Genomic DNA, 24,137 nt, shown 5'->3' with positions numbered 1-24,137 from the left:
CTTACTCCGGACTTCTGCTTAACGTTGTTCAAATAAGGCCCGGCTGGCCAGAGGTTTACCTCCCAGCAACGGTGCCAGTAATTGTCTGCTTAAAAGTTTGGCACTGCGCCGGGTATCAGGGTGCTGCCAATTGTTGTCTGCTATGGCCAGTAAATGGCTACCGGGGTAGCCCTGAGTGGCAGCCACAAATCCCTGCTCATTCAGCCATTGATAATGCCCCTGAGCGGATATCGGCTGACCGTCGCTATCGGTTAGCCAGTCGATAGGTAAGCCCAGCTCACTTAACAGCGCAAACTCGAAACTGCGCAAGCAGGGTTCCAGTTCAGCTTTTTCCTGCTGCACCAGCAGTAACTGCTGCAAACTGTGCTGATACAACTGAAACAACTGCTCTGACGCCAGGTTATCCGGCCACAGCCGGCACAGCAGTTCATTTAAATAGAGCCCGCTGTACAGCACAGTGCCGCTGTATAACAGCGCCGGGCTGGCTTCTTCAATGCTCCGCACTGTTTTTAGTTCTGTGCGGCCAGTCAGCTGCAGCATAAACAGCTGAAACGGTTGCAATGCCAGCCGACGCTTGCCTTGTTTTTTACGTACCACTGCCGACAAACGGCCATGCTCGGCCAACAGCAACTGTAAGATCAGTTTGTCTTCACCCAGTGCACGGCTGTGCAGAATAAAACCGGGCCAAAGCGAGCTGTCAGCCACAGGGGTTAATCTTCACCATAGCCCAGGCTGCGCAGGGCACGTTCATCGTCGGCCCAGCCCGATTTCACCTTCACCCACACCTGCAAAAATACCGGTTGCTCTAACATCGAGGCCATATCAAGCCGCGCCTCTGTGGCTATGGTTTTTATCCGCTCGCCTTTATTGCCGATAACCATGCGTTTCTGGCTGTCGCGCTCCACCAATACCAGAGCTGCAATGTGATAATGTTTTTCTTCCCACTTAAAGCGTTCAATCTCTACGGTGACCGAATAGGGCAATTCATCGCCGAGAAAACGCATAAGTTTCTCGCGCACTATTTCAGCCGCCATAAAACGCATTGACCGATCGGTGACATAGTCATCCGGAAAGAAAAATTCGCACACAGGCAAATGCTTATGTACCACAGTGCGCAAGGCTTCTACGTTGTCGCCGGTTTCGGCAGACAGCGGCACCACATCAACAAAATTAAGCTGACTGCCAAGCCACTGCAGGTGTGGTAATAAGGTATCTTTGTCACGATACAAATCGACTTTATTCACCACCAGGATCACTGGTTTTTTCGCCGCAATCAGTCGGTTAAGCACCATTTGATCATCGTCGGTCCAGCGGGTGCCTTCTACCACAAACAATACAAACTCAACGTCCAGAATCGAGCTGGCTGCCGCTTTGTTCATCAGCCGGTTAATGGCGCGTTTTTCTTCTATGTGCAGCCCCGGCGTATCAACATATACCGTTTGATAGTTGTCGCGCGTATCAATACCAACAATGCGATGGCGGGTGGTCTGCGGCTTTTTTGACGTAATACTGACTTTTTGCCCAACCAGTTTGTTTAGCAAGGTAGATTTGCCAACATTGGGCCGGCCAACAATTGCCACCAAAGCAGCGTAAGTAGGCGTTTGACTGTTATCTGTCATGCTTGATTTTTTCCAACGCCATCTGAGCGGCGTCCTGCTCTGCCTTGCGGCGTGAACTGCCGGTAGCGCTAAAAGGGGCCATGCCTGCTATGGTACAACGCACAGTAAAGGTTTGCTGATGCGCCTCGCCGGCCGTGGCAATGACATCATAGACCGGCAAGGCTAAGCGTAGCCCTTGCAGATATTCCTGCAACAGGGTTTTCGAGTCTTTCTGCTCACCTGGCGTGATCGTCTGCAGCCGGCTGCCAAACCACAGCAAAATACGCGCCTTACAGACGTCCATACCGGCATCAAGGTAAATAGCCCCTAAAATGGCTTCTACTACATCGGCCAGAATAGATTCGCGACGAAAACCGCCGCTTTTAAGTTCACCCGGGCCAAGTCGCAGATACTCAGACAATTGCAGCTCTTGCGCTATTTCTGCCAGCGTCACACCTTTAACCAATGCAGCACGCATACGGGTCAGGTCGCCTTCGCGGGCTTTGGGAAAGTTGGCATACAGGGTTTCTGCAATCACTAAGCTGAGTATGGCGTCGCCAAGAAACTCCAGCCGCTCATTGTGTTGGCCTTTACAGCTACGGTGTGTCAGTGCCTGCTCCAGCAGAGCCGGCTGATGAAACTGATGGCCCAGCCGGGCCATCAAAGGGGTTAACGATTTTTGCATGCTTGTCTCTTAGCAAGATGACCAGGCGGGATTAGTGAATAGCACCAAGCCGCTCAAACCTGATGCCGGTTGGCACCCAGCCAGGTATCCAGCTGTTTGGGTCATCATTAAATTCAAAACTCATCCAGATAAATACCGCCTTGCCAACCATATTGTCTGCCGGCACAAAGCCCCAGAACCGGCCATCACGGCTGTTGTCACGGTTATCGCCCAGCACAAAGTAGTGATCGGCCGGCACAATAAACTCGTCTATCGCGGTATCGTTCTGTTTAAAGAAAAACTCCATGTGCTCGCGTTTGGCCGGAGTTTGCAAAATATCATGGGCAACATCGGCTAATTGCTCGGTGTAACGGCGTTGTGGATACAACTCCTGGAAAAATTCACCTTCGTTTTTCAATGTTATTGCAACTGCTTCCAGCTTACCGCAATCGGTTTGCTCTGCTGCGGTACAGGCTTTTTCAATATAGAGTTGTTTGTTGCGGTAAATAACCCGGTCACCCGGCAAACCTATTACCCGCTTTATATAGTCAACCGTAGGTTGTTCCGGGTATTTAAATACCGCTACATCACCGCGCTGTGGTGTGTTATTGCTGTACAGGGTTTTACGCCATACCGGGTCTTTCACATCATAGGAAAACTTTTCTACCAGAATAAAATCGCCCACCAACAGCGTTGGCATCATTGAGCCGGACGGGATCTGAAAAGGTTCATAGATAAAAGAGCGGAAAATGGTGATCAGCGCAATGACCGGAAAAATAGATTTTGCCGTTTCAATCAGCTGTGGCTCTTTTAGCACAGTTTCTGAAGCTTCAAGTGACAGCTGGCCACCGGCAGCAGACTGAGCCATAACCAGTTGTTGTTGACGTTTTGGCGCCAGCACAAACTTGTCCAACAGCCAGATCAGGCCACAGGCCAGCGTTAACAGCACCAGAAAAATAGCAAAATAACCTGCCATGTCAAACCCTTATATTTATTTACCGACTTTCAGAATGGCGAGGAATGCCTCTTGCGGCACTTCAACGTTACCCACCTGCTTCATGCGCTTTTTACCTTCTTTCTGCTTTTGCAGCAGTTTTTTCTTCCGGCTAACGTCGCCACCATAACATTTCGCCAATACGTTTTTACGCATCTGCTTAATAGTAGTACGGGCGATAACATGGTTGCCGATAGCTGCCTGAATAGCGATATCAAACATCTGCCGCGGGATCAGCTCTTTTAACTTTTCAGCCAGTTCACGGCCACGGCCCTGTGCAAAATCAATGTGGCTGATAATCGCCAGCGCATCAACCCGTTCGCCGTTAATTAATATATCTACCCGCTGCATATTCGAGGTCTGGAACCGTTTAAAACTATAGTCCAGTGATGCATAGCCACGGCTGGTCGATTTTAAGCGGTCAAAGAAATCCATTACCACTTCAGCCATTGGCAGCTCATAAGTGACAGCTACCTGGCGGCCGTGATACAGCATATTGGTTTGCACACCACGTTTTTCGATACACAGGGTAATAACGTTACCCAGATATTCTTGCGGCACCAGAATATGCGCTTCGACGATAGGTTCGCGAATTTCATCAATATCGTTTACTGCCGGCAGCGCGCTGGGGTTATCTACCATCACCAGATCGCCGTTCTTTTTCACCACTTCGTACACTACTGTTGGTGCCGTGGTGATCAGATCCAGATCGTACTCGCGCTCTAAACGTTCCTGAATAATTTCCATGTGCAACATGCCGAGGAAACCAATGCGGAAACCAAAACCCAGAGCGCCGGAGTTTTCTGGCTCATAAAATAATGACGAGTCGTTCAGGCTCAGCTTTGCCAGCGCATCACGAAAATCTTCGTAATCGTCACTGGACACCGGAAACACGCCGGCATAAACCTGCGGTTTTATACGTTTAAAACCAGGTAAGGGTTTTTCAGCGCTGTGCTTCGCCAAGGTTAGCGTATCGCCAACAGGCGCACCTTTAATTTCTTTTATACCGGCAATAACAAAGCCTACTTCACCGGTTTTCAACTCACCGGTATTCGTTGCTTTGGGGCTGAACACCCCCACTTTGTCAACTTCATACGTCTGGCCGGTCGACATGACTTTAATTTTGTCTTTGGCTTTAATGCTGCCGTGCTTTACCCGCACCAGCGACACTACGCCCTGATAGGCATCAAACCAGGAATCGATGATCAACGCCTGAGTCGGCTGTTCCGGCTCACCTTCCGGCGCTGGAATTTTCTTTACAATGGTTTCCAGCACATCTTTGATACCCAGGCCGGTTTTGGCAGAACACTGCACAGCACCCACAGCTTCAATACCAATAATATCTTCAATTTCCTGCGCCACACGATCCGGATCGGCCTGCGGTAAGTCAATTTTGTTCAGTACCGGTAATACTTCCAGGTTCATGTCCAGCGCGGTATAGCAATTGGCTACCGTTTGCGCTTCAACACCCTGGCCGGCGTCAACAACCAACAAAGCGCCTTCACAGGCAGCCAGCGAGCGGCTTACTTCATAGGTAAAGTCAACGTGGCCCGGCGTATCGATAAAGTTCAGCTGATAGGTTTCACCGTCATCGGCTTTGTAATACAGCGTAACACTCTGCGCTTTAATGGTAATACCGCGTTCACGCTCCAGATCCATTGAATCCAGCACCTGTTGCTGCATTTCGCGGTCAGACAAACCACCACAATACTGAATTAACCGATCTGACAGTGTTGATTTACCATGGTCGATATGGGCGATAATTGAAAAGTTTCTGATGTGATTAAGTTTAGGCATGTTGTCCGCAAAACTGTAAGCATTAGGCGAAGCAGCAAACTTGGTAATAACAAGTTGCAACCTCCAGCGCTAACGCGGGTTATTCCGATAAATTAGCGCGAATTGTACTCTATCCGGCGTCAGCTTGCTATGTGTTCTTCATCACAGCAGACGCCCTCTTCGTCGGCGAGTTTAGGCCTGGTTTACCTTTAATGCCGGTAATACCGCCAGAATGTGAATTTGCTGCGCCGTATCCTGCCGCTGCCCATACCAGCGCGCCACAGCAAAGCCAAGCGCTGCCGCCGCAAAAGACACTAAGATTACCAAGGCTTCAGGCAAAGCGGCGGCAGTGCCAACTAAAGCGCCGGCTAACAGCAATACCAGCGGTAGCAGGTAAACCAATAAAGCGGCATTAACCAGACTCTGCTCCGCTACACCTATACGCACCTGCTCACCGGCTAACAACGGCAATTGGGTGGCTAAAAAAAAGCGTTGCTGACGCGGTGTCATGGCCTTGGTAACGATACCGGTGCCACAGTCGCTGCTGACCTGACAAGCATTGCAAGTGCCTACAGGTGTGGTGGTGAGCCAGACGCCGCCGGCTTGGGTGGCCACCACAGTGGCAATTTCTTCAACCATTAATGCACAGCCGCTGCCAGTTGCCGGGCCGTATCAATACTAACCGGACCTATCACGGTTACTTCGACCTGACTACCGCTTTGTACATAGATAGTGGTCGCACCATCACGATAGGCTTGTGTCGGTAAGCGCTGCGAATTCTGGACAAATACCGATACCTGATGCAGGCCATCGCTAAGCAGCCAGTAACTTAGCAGATTGCTATCCAATTGTGGCAAGGCTGCAGGCTCTGACACCTCGGTATAACCCTGCGGTAACCAGTTTAACTGATGGCTTTTACCGGTCACATTAGTTGCAGTAGCCAGCTCCGGCGCCGCGGGTAAGTCAGTCTGCAGTAAGGCGACTAAGCCTTCTGGCAATTGCGGAGCAATCTGCATATGGGTAACTAACCAGCGCTCCAGTGCATTTTGCTGCTCTGACATAGTATCTATGCGTAATGGAAAACCGGTTTGATCATCCAGCCAGAGCCAGTAATCATAGCGGCCATTGTCTTTTGCCGTCAGGCGCAGTAACTGCGCTGTGCGACCCGACATCACCGAGTTACTGCCAGCTACCGCATGGTACAATTGTTCAATATTGGCCCGCGGCTCAAACAATACCGCCGGTAACTCGGCAATACTGTCGCTGCGGGTAACAAAAGGCGGCCGGTCGGCCAGGAGGTAATACACCAACGCATCGCGGCGCAGTATATCAACGCCACTGGTATCAAGCGGGATTAAATGTTCAATCTCATGTTGCTCGGTTTTACCATGCAACCAACGGTAAGTGTCTACTTTGGTGCCTTTTAGTACCACAAAAGACGCATCAAAATTATATTGCTTTACCGCATGCTGCACTTTATCAAACAAATCCCAGGCAGTCTGTTCAGCCGACGCGGCGGCTGACAGGCTAACTAAGATTAAGGCACTACAAAAGCCAGTAAATCGCATGCTCATTGCTCAGGTTGCTGTTCGCTTCTTTCCGTGGTCTGGCTGGCCTGACGAGACTGCTCCATCACCCTGACCTGCTGGCGATGGGCGTTTAACAGTACTTGCAAACGTTGCTGTTGTTCCAGCATAGCCTGGCGCTCCTGCTCAGCAAAACGGTCTTCGACTGTGGTTTGACTTAAGCTAACCGGGGTATAAAACCCCCCTATAGGTTGGGTATGCAATACCGGTAATGGCGAAGTCACATCTGTTTGCGGTTGCTGATATTGCTGCATACCAATAACGGCTAACACGGCAACACCTGCGGCGACGGCGCCTTGCGCCACCGGCTGCAACCAGCTGCCATTTGCCGCCTGTACCACAAACTGGCGTACACGCTGCGACAAACTGCGGGAACTGTTTAAATGATACTCGGGCTCGTCAGCCAACAGGTTGGCAAAATCGGTCGCAAAATCGGCGTTTAACGGGCTTTGCTCCCGTCGCAGGACTGCCCCGACCAGCTGATAGCGGTCCAGTTGCTGCTGTAACTCGCTGTCGGCTAATAGCTGGTCAAGCTGCGCTTTTGTCAGCGGTTGATTATCGCTGGCAGCAGAGAGCCATTGCTGATGTTCTGACGACATAATGTTTCCTGTCTTTAAATTACTGGTTGTTACCATCACTGCTAGCTTATTAACGGCTTAAGCTGCAGATCAATTGCTTCACGCGCCCGGAAGATACGGCTTCTGACTGTACCTATAGGGCAGCCCATCACATCCGCAATTTCTTCGTAGCTTAACCCTTCCAGTTCACGCAATGTTATCGCAGTGCGCAGCTCGTCGGGCAGTTTTTCAATGGTGCTAAACACCACATTACGGATTTCATCAGATAACAACAGTTTTTCTGGTGAATCCTGCTCTTTTAATGCATCACTGCCGTCGTAATATTCGGCATCTTCTGCGTCTACATCTGTTGCCGGAGGCTTACGACCATTGGCAACAAGGTAATTTTTAGCACTGTTTACCGCAATACGGTAGAGCCAGGTATAAAACGCACTTTCACCGCGAAAACCGGGAATAGCGCGGTAAGCTTTAATAAAGGCTTCCTGGGCTACATCTGCTACGTCTCCGTGGTTAGAGACGTAACGCGAAATTAAGTTCGCAATACGATGCTGATATTTTCGCACCAATACATTAAACGCCGCTTTGTCGCCTTGTTGTACACGCTGGACAATCTGCCAGTCCAATTCTTGCTCGCTCATATCTGAGCTTATCCCCTGTAATACTAATTCTGATCCGCACTGGCGCTGGTCTAGCGTCACCTTAGGACCGGCGATGACAGAAATAGTTCTGCTAACGATGACAAAAAAGCTACAATAGCCCGACTTCAACTGATGGCAAGTGTATCGCATGATGCAAGCAAAAGAATATCTGTGTGATGTATTAATTGTTGGCAGCGGTGCCGCCGGCCTGTCGCTGGCACTGCAACTGGCCGAGCAGGCTCAGGTTATTGTACTTAGTAAAGGCCCGTTGCGCGAAGGTTCGACCCTTTACGCCCAGGGCGGCATTGCGGCGGTATTTGATGAAAATGACAGCATCGCCTCGCATGTCGATGACACCCTGATTGCCGGTGCCGGTTTATGTGATAGCACTGCGGTACAATATACGGCCGGCCATGCCAAAGCAGCTATGGAATGGCTGATAGCCCAGGGTGTTCCGTTTGATCAGTACCGCGATGAAGATGGCAGCCTGAAATACCATTTAACCCGCGAAGGTGGACACAGCCACAGACGCATTTTGCACGCCGCCGACGCTACCGGCCAGGCAGTACAAATTACGTTGGTGGCTCAGGTTAAAGCCCATCCGAATATTCGCTTACTGGAAAACTACAACGCCATAGATCTGATTAACGGCCGCAAAATAGGCCGGGATCCCAAGCAGTGCTATGGTGCCTATGTCTGGAACAAAAGCGCCGCCAAAGTAGAGCTGGTGCGTTCTCGTTTTACCGCCCTGGCTACCGGCGGCGCCAGCAAAGTTTATTTGTATACCAGTAACCCTGATGTCGCCAGTGGTGATGGCATTGCTATGGCCTGGCGCGCCGGTTGCCGGGTAGCCAACATGGAATTTAACCAGTTTCACCCTACCAGCCTGTACCATCCGGATGCGCCGAATTTTTTAATTACCGAAGCCATGCGTGGTGAAGGCGCCTATTTAAAGCGGCCAGATGGCAGCCGCTTTATGCCCGATTTTGATGAAAGAGCCGAATTAGCGCCACGCGATATTGTCGCCCGCGCTATCGATTATGAGATGAAACGTCTGGGCGCGAACTGCGTTTACCTGGATATCAGCCATCAGCCAAAAGATTTTATTATTGAGCACTTCCCGACAATTTATGCCAAATGCTTAAGTGTCGGTATCGACATTACCCGCCAACCGATACCGGTGGTACCGGCAGCACACTATACCTGTGGCGGCGTCATGACCAACCTTAACGGCCAGACCGACATCAGCAACCTGTATGCGGTGGGTGAAGTGGCCTACACCGGCTTACATGGTGCTAACCGGATGGCCAGTAATTCATTGCTCGAATGCGTAGTCTTTGCCCGGGCAGCGGCGCAGCGTATATTGAGTCAGCTCGATAGCAACAGTGAGTTGCCGGCGTTGCCGGTGTGGGATGACAGTCGCGTTAGCGACTCGGACGAAGAAGTTGTCATCACCCACAACTGGCATGAACTGCGGTTGTTTATGTGGGACTACGTCGGCATAGTGCGTACCAATAAACGCCTGGAACGTGCGCTACACCGGGTAGAGCTGTTAAAGCGTGAAATTCATGATTACTACAGCCATTTTCGTATCAGCCATAACTTACTGGAGCTGCGTAATCTGGTACAGGTAGCGGAGTTGATTATCCGCTGTGCCATGCAGCGCAAGGAAAGCCGCGGCCTGCATTATAATCTGGATTACCCGGCGTTGTTGCCTGACAGCGGCCCCAGCGTATTACAACCCCCGCAGTAAAGCTCGGGTTAACGGCCACCGGGCCAGTTGCATTGGTTAACTGCCCGCGCCAGCGCCCGAAATTCGCTGTCACTGCATTGATCGGCAAAGACCCAAAGCTGCGCAGGATGCTGGCTATTGTCCTGTCGCCAGCACAGTTTCAGCATATGCTGGCTTACCACACCGCCCTGGCACAAAGTAGCACTACCCAGCGCCGGCACAAACCAATGCAGGTGGTTTTGCTGTAAGGTTAACTGTGCCGTGGCGTGACTAGCCTGAAACCTGGCGTACCAACTGCTGTAAAACCACAGGCACAATGCCGCCAACAGCAGCAATACCGGCCAGGGTGCCGGTGTTAATGCCATAATCAACACCGGCAACACTGCCAGCAGCAACAATCCGGCTTGATACCAGCGTGAAGGTTTAAGGCAAATGTTAAACGCGGACACGATCCAGGATCAACGTAACCAATGCCTGCAAAGCTGCATCGTCAGATTTGGCGTGCCCCATAAACCAGGCAAATAAGTCTGGATCATCACACGCCAGTAAGCGTTCAAAATCACGCTTTTGCTGCAGCGACAAGGCGTCATAGCCTTGCTCAACAAAAGGTGCCAGCAATACATCAAGCTCCAGCATGCCGCGGCGGCATGCCCAGCGTAGTCTTGGTTTAATCATTAACTCTGTCATAGTCTTCCTTCAAAGTGACTGCTGTGTGCACCATGGCGATATCGGCGCGAATTCTAACAAAAATCTGCCTGCGGGGTTGAGCTTTTGCTGCTTTCCCCCAATGATAGTGCTATTGATCTTCAGCGCGATACAGATATTACCACTATGCATACATCCTGGTTAACTGCCGAACATTACGCTGCGCTGTCCAGCCAGCCCAGCGGCGCCTTTATTTCACCTTTGCCGGCGTTTGATTGTCTGACCCTGTCCGGTGTTGACAATCGCAAGTACCTGCAAGGGCAAACCACCTGTGACGTTAACAGTTTAACCGAGGATAACTTTTTACACGGTGCCCATTGTGATGCCAAAGGAAAGATGTGGTCACAGTTTTATCTGTTGGCTGATGCTGACAAGCTGATCGCTATTGCCTTTCGTGATGAGATGGCGGCGTCCTACGCGCAATGGAAAAAATTTGGTGTATTCTCCAAAGTAAGCTTCGAGCCTGGTCAGGCGCATTTTGCCGTGTTTGGTATTGGTGGCCCCAACGTCAGCCCTTTGTTGCAGCAACTGGGTTTTACCTTTGACAGCAGCACTATCAGTGCCGGTCAGTTATACCGGCACGGTAGTTACCGGTTGCTGGCGCTGAGCGCCGGGCATTTGTTGTTGTTAACCAGTCTGGACGACGCTAAGGCACTGATGCAGCAGCCATTGCCCTTTGCAGCACCTACCGTCTGGCTGGCGCAGCATATTCAGCAAGGTTTTAGCTATCTCGAACAGGCTTTAATTGGCGAGCTGGTGCCACAGATGCTTAACTTACAGGCACTCGATGCAATCAGCTTTACTAAAGGCTGTTATATCGGCCAGGAAACGGTAGCCCGGTTAAAGTACCGTGGCGGCAATAAAAGAGCCGCTTATATCCTTAGTGCGCAAACCGATGAATCGCCCGTTGCCGGCAGCGCCATTGAAATACAACTAGGTGAAAACTGGCGCCGCACCGGCCAGGTCGTTAATGCTGCAAATATCAACAACCAACTGTGGTTAATAGCAGTGTTACCCAACGACACAACAGCGGCAGACACGTTACGGCTTAGCAGCGACAGTGCCCCGCTACTGCGCATTGAACCGTTACCCTATTCGTTAAATTAAAGAGGTTTTCATGACCATTTCTCAGGACAAAGTTGTCGCCATGCACTACACCGTAGCCGATACCAAAGGCAACGAACTGGATACATCGGCAGGCGGCGAGCCTTTAGTCTTTTTATTTGGCCACGGCGCACTGATCCCGGGCTTAGAGCAGGCTCTGGCCGGCAAATCAGCCGGAGATAAATTTACCGCCAGCATCGCTGCGGCGGATGCCTATGGCGAGCGCCATGATGCGTTGACGCAGGCCGTACCCAAGTCAATGTTTGACGGTATGGACGTTGCGGTTGGCATGCGTTTTCGCGCCGCCGGGCCAGATGGCCACGAACAATCCGTAATAGTGCTGGACGTTACCGACGATGAAGTCGTTGTCGACGGCAACCATCCACTGGCCGGTATCGATTTAAGCTTTAGCGTAGAAGTAGTACTGGTACGCGACGCCACTGAAGAAGAACTGGCACACGGCCATGTACATGGCATTGATGGCCACGCCGGTCACTAAGTTAGCCGTTGCACCACCTGCAAAGGTGGTGCAGACAATAACATGACGACACTTATAGCCACAGCGCTGATCGACAGCGACGGCCAACCGCAGTTTGGCCACTTTGCCAGCCCGGTTACCGATTTAATGTTACATCGGTTTGACTACCGTACCGTAATGGACAAGCCAGCCTCAGGTTTGGCACGCTATTTTCACTTTAAGCAGTTTCAGTTTGTCAGCCTGTGCCATGCCGACTGGCAAATTGGCGTCGCCATTGCTGACATTCGCTACGCGGCCAACAGCTTCTGCTACTTTTTTAACCGCAACAGCCAGCAACTGGATGAAGTAAGCCAGCTTAAACCCTTAAGTATCGGTGTCAGCATGAGTGCGTCGCCTGTCAGCGGCACAGCGTTGTTTAATGGCAAGCAGCATATTCAACTAACGCCACAGGGCTTAAACTGGCAGCTAAAACTGAGCGGCAGCTTGCTGCAAGGCGATATCAATCTGACAGCCGCCCCCGGCAGCATGCCACTGGCTCTTTGTACTCCCACCGGCTACAACGGCTGGACCTACACACAAAAGCATAACGCCCTGGATGTCAGTGGCCAGTTACAGTATCGCAACCAAGCGCTGGATTTAACCTGTGCTCTGGCAGGCTATGATTTTTCTGCCGGCTATATGCGCCGCGAAACCAGTTGGCGCTGGGGCAGTATCAGTGCACTGTTGCCACAAGGCCGTTTTGGCTTAAATCTGGCCTCTGGTGTCAACGAAACCGGCGATAATGAAAACTGTCTGTGGCTCAATGGCAGCCGGCAATTGTTACCTGCCGTCAGGATCAAACTAAACCGGCAACAACCCGAGCAACCCTGGCACTATTGCAGTCACGATGCTGCTGTAGACTTGTACTTCAGCCCGCAACAATGCCGGCGTGAACGGTTAAATTTTGGCTTTTTGGCCAGTAATTTCCGCCAGTACTGCGGCACTTTCACCGGCAGTATCAGACTGCAAAACGGTGAAAAACTGCAGTTAGATCAAGTACCCGGCCTGGCTGAAGACCATTTTGCCCGTTGGTAACAGCCTGTTAGCACTGGCAGTAATTTCTTGACAGCAGCGGCAAAGCCACATATTTTTAGCCTCTTGTGCAATCGACTACCATTGAATTAATTACAGGCCCGAATGAAAGATCGCATTATCATCTCCGTGTCGACTATCAATGGTACACGCCATTTCAATATCAGTAAGCTGTTCAAACGTAACGCTATAATTGCCTTGTGGCTACTGCTGTTTGGCCTAGTGATCACCGCCGGTGTCATCGATTATCTGCTACGCAGCGTAGACAAAAGTCAGTTGCAACGACAGCATCTGTCGCAACAAGCCACAACGCTTCGGCAAGAAATTGCACTGCTACAAAGCAGTAAATCTGAACTGGAACAAGAACTTAACTTTAAACAAGATGAAATGCTGCGGGTAGTAAACCGGGTCGGTGAAATTGAGCTGGCGTTAGGGTTAGAGCAGCAATATCAGCAGGATCTGGAAAACCGCCTCGATACTGCTTCTGTAAACTCAGTCGCCCGCCAGACCATGTTACAACTGGTGCCTAATGGCTCACCGCTTGAATTCAGCCGTCGCTCGTCACGCTTTGGCTTACGCAGCCACCCTATAGTTGGCAAGCAGCAGCACCATAAAGGTGTCGATTTATCGGCCAATCGCGGTACCCCCATTTATGCCCCGGCAGATGGTGTGGTAGAAGTGGTACGGCCAAACAAACAAGGCTATGGCAACTTACTGAAAATACGCCATGCCTTTGGTTTTTCTACCTTATATGCTCACCTGGACGAATTTAAAGTTAAATCCGGCCATTTTGTTTATAAAGGCGAGTTGATTGCCACATCGGGTAATACCGGGCTCTCTACCGCACCACATCTACATTATGAAGTACATTTCCTTGATCGGGCGCTGAACCCACAGAACTTTATGGACTGGGATGCCAGTAACTTCGATCTGGTATTTGAAAAGGAAAGGAGCATTAAATGGGACTCTTTGGTAAGCATGCTGGAAACGAAGGCAAGCACTCAGTTACTACTGTCATCGCACAAGGATGTACAGTTAACGGCCACGTCAGACTAAGCGGCGACATCCAGGTCGATGGCTATGTCGAGGGCAAGATTGCCTGCGATCGCACGCTCGTCATTAGTGCTTCCGGGCGCATCAAAGGCGAAGTCACTGCCGATAAAATAATCATTAATGGCTTATATGACGGTGAATGTTATGCCAACAGTGTCGAGATCCTGCCACAAGGCAAAGCGCACGGCACCATTCACTGTGATGATTTAAGTATCGAACGTGGTGGTAGTTTCCTCGGTAAAACCCTGCCCACCAGCAATGAAGATGTTGTGAGCCTGCCGAAGAACGAACAGAAAAAAAACGCCCAGTTACAGGATAAAGCCGCAGATAAAGGCTAATATCGCCGGCTTTATGCCGTTAGCCGCAAAGATTGGTGTTTTAGCCGGGGTAGCGCTAGTTTAGAAGCTACTGTGTTACCAAGGCTAATCACTGATGAACAAAACCCTCATTGCTATCGTATTAAGTTGCAGTTTTTCCGCCACTGCTGCCGATTTGGCCAGCAGCATTAAACACGACTACCAGCAACATCTTGGCGCGCTGTTTAAGCACTTTCACCAACACCCTGAACTGTCGCATATGGAAACCCAAACCGCTAAACGGCTGGCTGCAGAGCTGCGTGCTGCCGGCTTTGACGTCACCGAAGGCGTGGGCAAAACCGGCGTGGTAGCCATGCTGAAAAACGGCCCCGGCCCGCTGGTGATGATGCGCGCCGATATGGACGGCCTGCCGGTTGAGGAAAAATCCGGCCTGCCTTATGCGTCTAAAGCCAGACAAACCGACTGGGACGGTAACGATGTGGCGGTCATGCATGCCTGTGGTCACGATGTGCACATTACCAGCCTGGTCGGTACTGCCCGGCGCATGGCTGCGATGAAAGATAACTGGTCCGGCACGCTGATGCTGGTGGGCCAGCCGGCTGAAGAGCGTGTCGGTGGTGCTAAAGGCATGATGGAAGATAATATATGGGGCCGCTTTGGCCAGCCGGATTATGCGCTGGCGTTTCATGTCTCCTCAGAAATTGAAGCCGGCAAAATTGTCGCCGTAGAAGGCTCACCCTACTCTGGCGTAGATAGTGTCGATATTATCGTGCACGGTGTTGGTGCCCACGGCGCCAGTCCGCACCGTGGTAAAGATCCAATTGTGCTGGGCGCACAAATTGTTATGGCGCTGCAAACCATTGTCAGCCGCGAAATTGCACCAAAAGAGCCGGCGCTGATTACTGTTGGTGCCTTTCACAGCGGTACCAAGCACAATATTATTTCCGACAAAGCCCATTTGCAGCTAACCGTGCGTAACGACAGCTGGGAAACCCGTGAGTACCTGATAGCAGCGATAAAACGGGTAGCGGAAAATTTAGGCCGCGCTGCTGGCCTGCCGGAAGATAAACTGCCGGAAGTGCTTATCAGCGATGAACCCACGCCGCCAACCGTTAACGATATTCCGCTAACACAGCGGCTGAAAAAAGCCTGGGCAACGCAGATGGGCCAGGCGGTGTTTGATGCCAGTTACAAACGTTTAGGCATGGGCGCGGAAGACTTCCCGTTTTTTACCACTGAGCCCTATATCCCCAGCACCTATTTTGCGGTAGGCGGCACCCCGGCAGCAGATTTTGCTGCCGAAAAAGCCGGCGGCCCGGCCGTACCCAGCCACCACAGCCCGCTGTTTAAAATCAGCCCGGAACCAGCGGTAACTAAAGGCGTGGAAGCAACCGTTATTGCACTGTTGGATTTAATGCCGAAGGCGTAATCAGGTTTAGTAGCATTGCGAAACCGGTTTACCAACGCTAACACGCCGTGAACCCATCCCTGGGGGCTCGATTCGGCCATCCTGGCCTGCAACGGTTAGCTTATGGTAATCCGGTTCCGCCGATATAATCAGGCTGACCATCCAAATAAGCAGAAAGCACCTGTCACTGCTGATTTTTTCAGCAGCGACAGGTGCATTTGCATTGCTTTCTGCTACAATGCCGCCCCTTTTGCAGGCATTAGCCCGCAGTATTTAATTTTGCGGAGCAACAGCATGAGCAACACCTCGTTTTCCAGCCTGGCTTTACCCGACGCCCTTGTCAGCAACCTTGCCGATCTTGGCTATAACAGCATGACAGACATTCAGGCGCAGGCGCTGCCGGCCATTCTTAACGGCCAGGATGTGATTGCCCAGGCAAAAACCGGCTCAGGCAAAACGGCTGCCTTTGGTTTAGGCCTGCTGGCCAAACTGGATGTTAAGTTTTTCCGGGTACAAACTTTAGTGCTGTGCCCTACCCGCGAACTGGCCGATCAGGTAGCGGCAGAGCTGCGCAAACTGGCACGCAGCATTCACAATATTAAAATATTAACCCTGTGCGGCGGCGTGCCTATTGGCCCGCAAATTGGCTCACTGGAGCACGGCGCCCATATTATTGTTGGCACACCGGGCCGGGTAATAGATCACCTGGATAAAGACCGTTTACGGCTGGACGATTTAACCACCCTGGTATTGGATGAAGCCGACCGTATGCTGGAAATGGGCTTCCAGGCCGATTTAGACGCTGTTATCGCCAAAGCGCCAAGCGCGCGGCAAACCCTGTTGTTTAGCGCCACCTACCCTGCAGCCATTGCCAAGCTAAGTGAGCGGTTACTCACTAACCCGCTGCGCGTCACGGTAGCGGAGCAGCATAATACCAGCAGTATCCAACAGCAGTTTTTTCAGATCACTGACAACGCAGTGCGCTTAGATGCACTGCGCCAGTTACTGCTTAGCTATCAGGGCCAAAGCAGCATGGTGTTTTGTAATACCAAACGCGAAACCCAGGATGTAGCCGATGCACTGCATGCTTTTGGTTTTAGCGTCCTGGCACTGCATGGCGATATGGAGCAAAAAGATCGCGACCAAACTTTAGTGCAGTTTGCCAATGGCAGCGCCTGTATTTTAGTCGCCACCGACGTTGCCGCCCGCGGCCTGGACATCAGCAGTGTTGATGCCGTATTTAACTATCAGTTGGCGCATGATGCCGATACTCATACCCACCGTATCGGACGCACCGGCCGCGCCGGCCAGAGTGGTATTGCTTTAAGCCTGTTTACCGCAAGTGATGCCGGTAAGCTGGTAACGCTGGAAGATGGCCTGGGCATAAAAATTGAGCCAGCCGAGTTACCGCCAACAGCAGCACAGGCACCGGCCAAACCACTGATGGCGACGTTGCAGCTGGATGGTGGTAAAAAGCATAAAATCCGCGCCGGTGATATTGTCGGCGCTTTAACCGCCAGTAAACAACTAACCAATGACGACTTAGGCAAAATTCAGCTACACGATATCTGGAGCTTTGTCGCAGTAAAACGCAGTGCGGTAAAACTGGCGCTGCAGTTAATCCAACAGGGTAAAATTAAAGGTAAAAGCATCCGCGCCCGCGCACTGTAAACCGCAACACAATAGCAGCGGGCAGAACATTTACTCTGCCCGGCTGACATTCACACTGGTCATCCTCACTGAAAAATAAGCATAAATCTGTTTTGCTACTGACATAGGGTTGTCAGTACACTGGCGCAGAATAGCCTTGTCTATTTTCTGAGGATATTGCCATGCAACAGCTCGAACCCGCCATTGCGCAGTTTATTCAGGCGCAAAATAGCCATGATACCGCCACCGCCTTAGCATTTTTTGACCCCGAAGCTGTAGTGCTGGCACAAAACCAAGTCTGGGTTGGCCATGCCGGCATCTTAAGCTGGCAGCAGCAACAGCCCGCCCGGCTTCAATTGGAAATTACCGCCGTACGCCGTCATTGTGGTGAGTTTTATTTGCAAACCCGCTGGCACAGCGCCGTTAACGCCACGGCTGATTGTCAGTTTGTATTCGCGCTGCAAGATGGCAAAATAAGCCGCTTAATAGTACAGAGCCAGAGCACATGAACCGGGTAGATCGGCTGTTAGCCCTTATTTTGTATTTACAAAGCCGGCGCTATTGCACGGCCGAGATGATGGCCGAGCATTTTGGCCTGAGTGTGCGCACTATTTATCGTGATCTGGCAGCGCTGGCCGAGGCCGGCGTACCGGTACTGGCTGAAACCGGCCTGGGCTACCGACTAATGAAAGGCTATATGCTGCCACCGGTGAATTTTTCCGAGCAGGAAGCCATGGCGCTGAGTACCGGCTTAATGCTGGCACAGCGCATGACCAGCCAAAGCTACCTGCAGCTGATGCAAAGTGCGCTGGATAAAGTGAAATCGGTATTACCACCTGATGCAAAACAGCGGCTGGAACATCTTGCGCGCGCTATGGCTACGCCGGCGAATACGCCGCCAATGCAGGCCGATCTTAGCGTATTACAGCAAGCCATTGCCCGTCAGCAGCTGGTGCAGCTTAGTTATCAAAAAGCCGACTTAACGTTAAGTAAGCGTGTAGCTGAACCGGCTGGTTTACTGTTTTATCTTGGCCGTTGGCATTTTATTGCCTGGTGCCGGCTACGCAATGCTTACCGCGACTTTCGTACCGACCGCATTAGCCAGTTGACATTATTAAGCGACACCGTAACCAGCCGTGGCGACTTCGATGCACAAAACTTTATTCGCCAAAGCATTCCACAAGCACCGCTGCGCGCCCGGGTAAGGTTTACTGCGGTAGCGGCCGATCGCGCAAAACGGGAATGGTGGCAAGGCATTAGCCACGAAGTGCAAACGGCGGCAAAGGTTGAGCTGACGCTAAACAGCAGTGACTGGAGCAGTCTGGCCAGTTGGCTGCTCAGTTTGGGTAACAGTGCACAGGTAATAGAACCGGCAGAGCTGGTCAGCGAAATACGCCGGCAAAGCACAGCCATACTGGCGCAGTATGCTTAGCCGTTATAGCGCAGCGCCATATTCAGCCTAGTGGCTTTTGTTGGCGCAGCGCCTTGGTGGCACCGCGCTGTTTTTTATGTTCCAGCCGCCTCTGCTGGCTGCCGTAGGTGGCTTTGGTTGCTATGCGTTTTTTTGCCACCCGCGCGACCGATTGCAGCAGTTCAATAAACTGCGCCAGGGCCTGCTCGCGGTTCATCTCCTGGCTACGGCTTTGCTGGCATTTAATAATCACTTTGCCGCTTTGGGTAATACGATGGTCTGCTTTGGCCTGCAACCGCTCTTTATAAAACTGCGGCAAACTGGAGGCGTTAATATCAAAAATCAGCTGGGCCGCGGTAGACACTTTATTGACATGCTGACCACCGGCGCCACTGGAGCGGATAAACTGCCACTCCAGCTCGTTATCGTTCAATACCACACTGTTTGAAATCTGAATTGCCATGCTGTCGCTGTAAGTTGCTGCGCTAATACCGCGATCAGACCACAAGCGCCGCCCCGACACAAGTTTACTGGCTTAGCCTTAAGTCTAAGTTCGTTAACACCGATTATTCGCTACAGTATGGCTATGGTCGTTAATTGTTATCGACGCGAGGATGCCAGCATGAGCACAAGCAGTCATTATCAGCAGCACTATCAGGCTGCAATCAACACCCCAGACGCCTTCTGGCAGCAGCAAGCGGCCAGATTAAGCTGGTACAAAACACCACATAACACCTTACAACAACAGGATGCCGACCATTATCAGTGGTTTAGCGACGGTGTACTCAATACCGCTTACCTGGCACTGGATTACCATATTGAACAAGGCCGCGGCGAACAGACAGCGTTAATTTACGACTCGCCGGTAACCAATACCAAACAACGCTTCAGCTACCGGGCGCTGCGCGACGAGGTGGCGCAGTTTGCCGGCGTATTAAAAGCGCTGGGCGTAACTAAAGGCGACCGGGTAGTAATTTATATGCCGATGATCCCGCAGGCGGCTATTGCTATGCTGGCTGTGGCCCGCTTGGGCGCTGTGCACTCAGTGGTGTTTGGCGGCTTTTCTGCCCATGAGCTGGCCCTGCGTATCGATGACGCCTGCCCCAAAGTGATCGTAAGCGCCTCCTGCGGTATTGAAATCAGTAAACTGATTGCCTATAAACCGCTGCTGGATGATGCGATTAACAAAGCCAGCCATAAACCCGGCTACTGTGTTATTTATCAGCGGCCACAGCTACGGGCCGACATGCAAAGCGGCCGCGATCTGGACTGGCAGCTTGCTGCAGCTAAAGCTGAGCCCGCCGGCTGCGTGCCGGTCAAAGCGACAGATCCGCTCTATGTACTGTACACCTCAGGTACCACAGGTAAACCTAAAGGCGTAGTGCGCGATAACGGCGGCCATGCCGTGGCGCTCAATTACAGCATGCAAGCCGTGTATAACGCCAAAGCCGGCGATGTATTCTGGGCCGCATCAGATGTTGGTTGGGTAGTGGGCCACTCGTACATTATGTACGGCCCGCTCATCACCGGCTGCACCACTGTATTGTATGAAGGTAAGCCGGTGTTTACTCCCGACGCCGGCGCCTTCTGGCGCGTCTGCGCTGAATATGGTGTAAACATCCTGTTTGCAGCACCTACCGCCTTTCGTGCTATCCGTAAGGAAGATCCGGACGCGGCGCTGCAGCGCTACGATTTATCCGCGCTGCATACTATTTTTATGGCCGGCGAGCGGCTGGACCCGGCCACCTATGACTGGGTAAGCGAAAAGCTGCAAAAACCGGTTATCGATCACTGGTGGCAAACCGAAACCGGCTGGCCGATAGCCGCTAATCCCACTGGCATTGAGTTAATGCCGGTAAAACCAGGCTCGTCTACCCTGCCGGTACCCGGCTTTAATGTGCAGATCTTAGATGATAACGGCCAGCAGCTTCGTGCTAACGAGCAAGGCTATATCGCGTTAAAACTGCCATTACCGCCGGGCTGTTTAACGACCATCTGGGGTAATGACCAGCGCTTTGTCGACGGCTATTTACGCAGTTTCCCCGGTTACTACGCCAGTGGTGATGGTGGCTATATCGATCAGGATGGCTATTTATTTGTCATGGGCCGCACCGATGACGTTATCAACGTCGCTGGCCACCGCTTATCCACCGGCGAAATGGAACAAATTGTCGCCAGCCACCCGGCTATTGCCGAATGCTGTGTCATCGGTATTCACGAGCCAATCAAAGGCCAGCAACCACTGGCGCTGGTGCTGATCAAAAACGGTATTGATGTGGATGAAACCATCTTAGAGGCGGAACTGGTAGCAATGGTGCGGCAGGAAATTGGCGCCCTGGCCTGTTTTAAACAAGCCATTATCGTAACACGGCTACCGAAAACCCGTTCTGGTAAAATACTGCGCAAACTGCTGCGACAAATCGCGGCTGGCAGTGAATACTCGGTGCCCTCTACCATAGACGACCCGGCCAGCCTGCCCGAAATTGCTGCCCTGATGCATAACAGAGGCCTGGTTTCGCCAGTATAAATAAGGGGCGCAAGCCCCTGTTTCATTAACCACCCAACACTACAGCGGCGGCGTATCTTTAACCGGCTTCTTGCAATGGTTTTTAAGCACACGTTCCAACTCCTGCAGCTTGGCCTGCAATTTTTGGCCGTGCTCAGCATCATAGGGCTGGCGTAACTGCTTACGCACTTCCAGCCGCTGCGCATTAAGCTTTTGGCATTCTGACTGGCTAAACTGTATCGCCGCCAGCAGAGGTAAAGGCTGTAACAGCAAAAGGCAAAATACAATCTGTCGCATAACAACACTCGTAATCCGGTGTTTAAACAAGTTAAACACCATAGCATTATTTGAGCGGTAGAGGGTGGCTAGTTACCAAGGTATAGGCCGGGGCAGATTCTAAACTCCTCGAATTCGAGGAGTTTAGAATCTGAGTTATTCGCTTACCTCCATGCTTCTGAAACCAGGTGCCACTTCTTTGTAGCAAGCGAAATTTCAGCGGGAGACCCGACTAATTTTGCTTATACGTACTGAACTATTTGTTTCAACTCACACATTTCTTATGGGCACCTGACTTTATGGGCACCTGACTTTATAGACATCACGTAGCTTCAAACTTCCTCTCGCATCAATCCACGCGCCTGCGAGAGGCGCGACGCGATTAAGAAAACGATCTACGAAATGGGAGATATGTTTCAATCCACGCGCCTATGGGAGGCGCGACAGCTGGTAACCCGCTACGAAACCCTAACCCTGCAAGTTTCAATCCGCGCGCCTGTGTGAGGCGCGACTACCGGCTATTTCAGGGTTAACCGCTTCACAGATGTTTCAATCCACGCGCCTGCGGGAGGCGCGACGTAGTCCATCAGTATAGCCTTCAACCTCTGGCAGTTTCAATCCACGCGCCTGCGGAAGGCGCGACAAAGGAAACCTGAGCAAAATTCGAAAAGGAACTGAGTTTCAATCCACGCGCCTGCGGAAGGCGCGACCTGCGATAGTTGTTTCAGGCTGCTGCAGCAGCTGAGTTTCAATCCACGCGCCTGCGGGAGGCGCGACTTCCAGATTCAGATTTTAACGGCGAGTGGGAGTTTGTTTCAATCCACGCGCCTGCGTGAGGCGCGACCATCTTTAATATACACCGTTGAGCGCCCAGCACTGTTTCAATCCACGCGCCTGCGGGAGGCGCGACCTTCTAACGGGTAGTGCTTGCCGTTATGTTCACGGTTTCAATCCACGCGCCTGCGGGAGGCGCGACTAGCCACGTAATGCGCTGCCAGCGTCGCTGTGCTGTTTCAATCCACGCGCCTGCGGGAGGCGCGACAGCCCGCCAGTTGCAGCAAGTGGGCGGCAGCTACCTGTTTAAATCCACGCGCCTGCGGGAGGCGCGACCTCCAGTCACGGGAGTTATATCAATAAATTTTGACGGTTTCAATCCACGCGCCTGCATGAGGCGCGACTATCCCATTTTGATTGCCAAATGTTGTCGGCTAGGTTTCAATCCACGCGCCTGCATGAGGCGCGACATGGTTTCAAATAACGATGCCATCAGGCATTAGGTTTCAATCCACGCGCCTGCATGAGGCGCGACGCTATGGTGTACTGCAGGTTTTCTACGGTGGCATGTTTCAATCCACGCGCCTGCATGAGGCGCGACAAATATCGAAAGCAACGCGACAGATTTGCTGTTGTTTCAATCCACGCGCCTGCATGAGGCGCGACTTGCCAGAAAATGGCTTTACCGCATGCTGAAAGAGTTTCAATCCACGCGCCTGCATGAGGCGCGACATTTCGATAACTTCAACAGTTGATCCCGTGTCAGGTTTCAATCCACGCGCCTGCATGAGGCGCGACTGAGGTATCAGTAACCCGCAGGACTAGGCGTTAGGTTTCAATCCACGCGCCTGCATGAGGCGCGACCAGAGCGACTTGAGAGAGAGCTCGCTGCGTTACGCGTTTCAATCCACGCGCCTGCATGAGGCGCGACAAGCTTATCAAGCTGGCCATAATCAACATCAACCGTTTCAATCCACGCGCCTGCATGAGGCGCGACACGACCTGACGAACAAGCGCACGGACGAGCAGTCGTTTCAATCCACGCGCCTGCATGAGGCGCGACAAACGCATTATCAAGATAGGTTGTCTTTAAGGTGTTTCAATCCACGCGCCTGCATGAGGCGCGACACATGATGGTTTACGTCAACAATCGAGCGCTCAGAGTTTCAATCCACGCGCCTGCATGAGGCGCGACGCTATGTGGGTATGTTTGCGCCTTCGGTAGTGACTGTTTCAATCCACGCGCCTGCATGAGGCGCGACTTTGATGTTGGCATAGAGTCAGCCAGCGGCAGCCAGTTTCAATCCACGCGCCTGCATGAGGCGCGACGTTCGTTTACACTGATAGGTAAGGGTGCGCCAAATGTTTCAATCCACGCGCCTGCATGAGGCGCGACGGTGAGCGCACGCGCAGTTTAATAACAGGGAATAGTTTCAATCCACGCGCCTGCATGAGGCGCGACGTCTGGTAAAACAGTAACAATTCCTTCTGGTGATGTATCAATCCACGCGCCTGCATGAGGCGCGACACCCGCTAATCGACACAGTTGCGGATTTATTATCAGTTTCAATCCACGCGCCTGCATGAGGCGCGACTAAGGGGTTTTATTTTAAGTTTTATCTGTCAACTGTTTCAATCCACGCGCCTGCATGAGGCGCGACGCACAACAGCGCGCTGCTCAGATTCGCGCAATTGCGTTTCAATCCACGCGCCTGCATGAGGCGCGACACTTTAGTCATATATTTAGCTAATGCTTGCGGTGTTTCAATCCACGCGCCTGCATGAGGCGCGACTTACATTTAAAGACCGTTCCGCATT

24 protein-coding genes and 1 CRISPR repeat array (1 of these 25 cut by a window edge) are annotated in these 24,137 nt (G+C 51.9%); of the genes, 11 read left to right on the top strand and 13 right to left on the bottom strand.

From position 1 onward, the window contains the following. Positions 1-18: 18 nt before the first annotated feature. From recO to rpoE, 9 genes are all read right to left on the bottom strand, one after another. Positions 19-705: a DNA repair protein RecO gene (gene recO, locus MN202_RS02995; protein WP_335734605.1), complete on the bottom strand. Its 687-nt coding sequence runs from the start codon at positions 703-705 to the stop codon at positions 19-21. A gap of 5 nt (positions 706-710) precedes the next feature. Further along, positions 711-1,619 carry a GTPase Era gene (gene era / locus MN202_RS02990; protein WP_335734604.1) on the bottom strand — a complete coding sequence of 303 codons (909 nt, stop codon included), beginning with the start codon at positions 1,617-1,619 and terminating at the stop codon, positions 711-713. Further along, positions 1,609-2,283: a ribonuclease III gene (rnc, locus tag MN202_RS02985; protein WP_335734603.1), complete on the bottom strand. Its 675-nt coding sequence runs from the start codon at positions 2,281-2,283 to the stop codon at positions 1,609-1,611. Before rnc ends, era begins: the two co-directional genes overlap by 11 nt. Before the next feature lie 31 nt (positions 2,284-2,314). Then, the gene (lepB, locus tag MN202_RS02980; RefSeq protein WP_335734602.1) at positions 2,315-3,238 is read right to left on the bottom strand and encodes a signal peptidase I; all 924 of its coding nucleotides are present in this window, start codon (positions 3,236-3,238) and stop codon (positions 2,315-2,317) included. A gap of 15 nt (positions 3,239-3,253) precedes the next feature. Next, entirely contained in the window at positions 3,254-5,053 is a 1,800-nt protein-coding gene (lepA, locus tag MN202_RS02975; RefSeq protein ID WP_335734601.1) for a translation elongation factor 4, read from the bottom strand. Between the two features lie 171 nt (positions 5,054-5,224). Further along, entirely contained in the window at positions 5,225-5,671 is a 447-nt protein-coding gene (locus tag MN202_RS02970) for a SoxR reducing system RseC family protein (protein WP_335734600.1), read from the bottom strand. Continuing rightward, complete coding sequence (locus tag MN202_RS02965) at positions 5,671-6,600, bottom strand: MucB/RseB C-terminal domain-containing protein (RefSeq protein ID WP_335734599.1); 930 nt, start codon at positions 6,598-6,600, stop codon at positions 5,671-5,673. Before MN202_RS02965 ends, MN202_RS02970 begins: the two co-directional genes overlap by 1 nt. Positions 6,601-6,602: 2 nt before the next feature. Beyond that, positions 6,603-7,217, bottom strand: a complete 615-nt coding sequence (locus MN202_RS02960; RefSeq protein ID WP_335734598.1) for a sigma-E factor negative regulatory protein — start codon at positions 7,215-7,217, stop codon at positions 6,603-6,605. Positions 7,218-7,258: 41 nt separating this feature from the next. Next, a complete protein-coding gene (gene rpoE / locus MN202_RS02955) occupies positions 7,259-7,834 on the bottom strand; it encodes an RNA polymerase sigma factor RpoE (RefSeq protein ID WP_335734597.1) in 576 nt (191 codons plus the stop codon). Between the two features lie 148 nt (positions 7,835-7,982). On the opposite strand from rpoE, the gene nadB reads away from it, so the two are divergent. Further along, positions 7,983-9,587: an L-aspartate oxidase gene (gene nadB, locus MN202_RS02950; RefSeq protein ID WP_335734596.1), complete on the top strand. Its 1,605-nt coding sequence runs from the start codon at positions 7,983-7,985 to the stop codon at positions 9,585-9,587. An 8-nt stretch (positions 9,588-9,595) separates the two neighbouring features. Here the strand turns inward: nadB and MN202_RS02945 are convergent, their stop codons facing one another. Continuing rightward, positions 9,596-10,015 (bottom strand): protein YgfX, encoded by a 420-nt coding sequence (locus MN202_RS02945; RefSeq protein ID WP_418333865.1) that lies wholly within the window; start codon positions 10,013-10,015, stop codon positions 9,596-9,598. Further along, complete coding sequence (locus MN202_RS02940) at positions 10,002-10,253, bottom strand: FAD assembly factor SdhE (protein WP_335734595.1); 252 nt, start codon at positions 10,251-10,253, stop codon at positions 10,002-10,004. The genes MN202_RS02945 and MN202_RS02940 overlap by 14 nt, the downstream gene beginning before the upstream one ends. A gap of 84 nt (positions 10,254-10,337) precedes the next feature. Here MN202_RS02940 and ygfZ point away from each other — a divergent pair, with 84 nt between their 5' ends. The 9 genes from ygfZ to MN202_RS02895 all read left to right on the top strand — a co-directional run bounded on the left by ygfZ (position 10,338) and on the right by MN202_RS02895 (position 18,784). Continuing rightward, entirely contained in the window at positions 10,338-11,378 is a 1,041-nt protein-coding gene (ygfZ, locus tag MN202_RS02935) for a tRNA-modifying protein YgfZ (protein ID WP_335734594.1), read from the top strand. Between the two features lie 10 nt (positions 11,379-11,388). Further along, on the top strand, positions 11,389-11,874 hold the full coding sequence (locus MN202_RS02930; RefSeq protein ID WP_335734593.1) for an FKBP-type peptidyl-prolyl cis-trans isomerase: 486 nt from the start codon (positions 11,389-11,391) through the stop codon (positions 11,872-11,874). 42 nt (positions 11,875-11,916) lie between these two features. Next, entirely contained in the window at positions 11,917-12,927 is a 1,011-nt protein-coding gene (locus MN202_RS02925; RefSeq protein ID WP_335734592.1) for a DUF2804 domain-containing protein, read from the top strand. Positions 12,928-13,029: 102 nt separating this feature from the next. After that, positions 13,030-13,980 (top strand): M23 family metallopeptidase, encoded by a 951-nt coding sequence (locus MN202_RS02920; RefSeq protein WP_335734591.1) that lies wholly within the window; start codon positions 13,030-13,032, stop codon positions 13,978-13,980. Further along, on the top strand, positions 13,884-14,315 hold the full coding sequence (locus MN202_RS02915) for a bactofilin family protein (protein ID WP_335734590.1): 432 nt from the start codon (positions 13,884-13,886) through the stop codon (positions 14,313-14,315). The genes MN202_RS02920 and MN202_RS02915 overlap by 97 nt, the downstream gene beginning before the upstream one ends. A 94-nt stretch (positions 14,316-14,409) precedes the next feature. After that, complete coding sequence (locus tag MN202_RS02910) at positions 14,410-15,723, top strand: amidohydrolase (RefSeq protein WP_335734589.1); 1,314 nt, start codon at positions 14,410-14,412, stop codon at positions 15,721-15,723. Positions 15,724-15,996: 273 nt separating this feature from the next. Beyond that, positions 15,997-17,373 (top strand): ATP-dependent RNA helicase DbpA, encoded by a 1,377-nt coding sequence (gene dbpA / locus MN202_RS02905; RefSeq protein ID WP_335734588.1) that lies wholly within the window; start codon positions 15,997-15,999, stop codon positions 17,371-17,373. 161 nt (positions 17,374-17,534) lie between these two features. Beyond that, positions 17,535-17,861, top strand: coding sequence for a nuclear transport factor 2 family protein (locus MN202_RS02900; RefSeq protein WP_335734587.1), 327 nt, complete (start codon positions 17,535-17,537; stop codon positions 17,859-17,861). Continuing rightward, positions 17,858-18,784 carry a helix-turn-helix transcriptional regulator gene (locus tag MN202_RS02895; RefSeq protein ID WP_335734586.1) on the top strand — a complete coding sequence of 309 codons (927 nt, stop codon included), beginning with the start codon at positions 17,858-17,860 and terminating at the stop codon, positions 18,782-18,784. Before MN202_RS02900 ends, MN202_RS02895 begins: the two co-directional genes overlap by 4 nt. Before the next feature lie 22 nt (positions 18,785-18,806). On the opposite strand, the gene arfB is transcribed toward MN202_RS02895, so the two are convergent. Further along, positions 18,807-19,226 carry an alternative ribosome rescue aminoacyl-tRNA hydrolase ArfB gene (gene arfB / locus MN202_RS02890; protein ID WP_335734813.1) on the bottom strand — a complete coding sequence of 140 codons (420 nt, stop codon included), beginning with the start codon at positions 19,224-19,226 and terminating at the stop codon, positions 18,807-18,809. Between the two features lie 159 nt (positions 19,227-19,385). On the opposite strand from arfB, the gene MN202_RS02885 reads away from it, so the two are divergent. Next, entirely contained in the window at positions 19,386-21,290 is a 1,905-nt protein-coding gene (locus MN202_RS02885) for a propionyl-CoA synthetase (RefSeq protein WP_335734585.1), read from the top strand. A gap of 39 nt (positions 21,291-21,329) precedes the next feature. Here MN202_RS02885 and MN202_RS02880 read toward each other — a convergent pair whose 3' ends face one another. After that, positions 21,330-21,566: a hypothetical protein gene (locus MN202_RS02880; RefSeq protein ID WP_335734584.1), complete on the bottom strand. Its 237-nt coding sequence runs from the start codon at positions 21,564-21,566 to the stop codon at positions 21,330-21,332. 325 nt (positions 21,567-21,891) lie between these two features. Further along, positions 21,892-24,137: a CRISPR direct-repeat array (repeat unit 32 nt; unit sequence GTTTCAATCCACGCGCCTGCATGAGGCGCGAC) (it continues 439 nt past the right edge of the window).

It is taken from the genome of Rheinheimera muenzenbergensis, assembly GCF_036984005.1.
GTDB classification, from domain to species: Bacteria; Pseudomonadota; Gammaproteobacteria; order Enterobacterales; family Alteromonadaceae; genus Alishewanella; species Alishewanella muenzenbergensis.
This window is presented reverse-complemented; position numbering and strand designations above follow the sequence as displayed.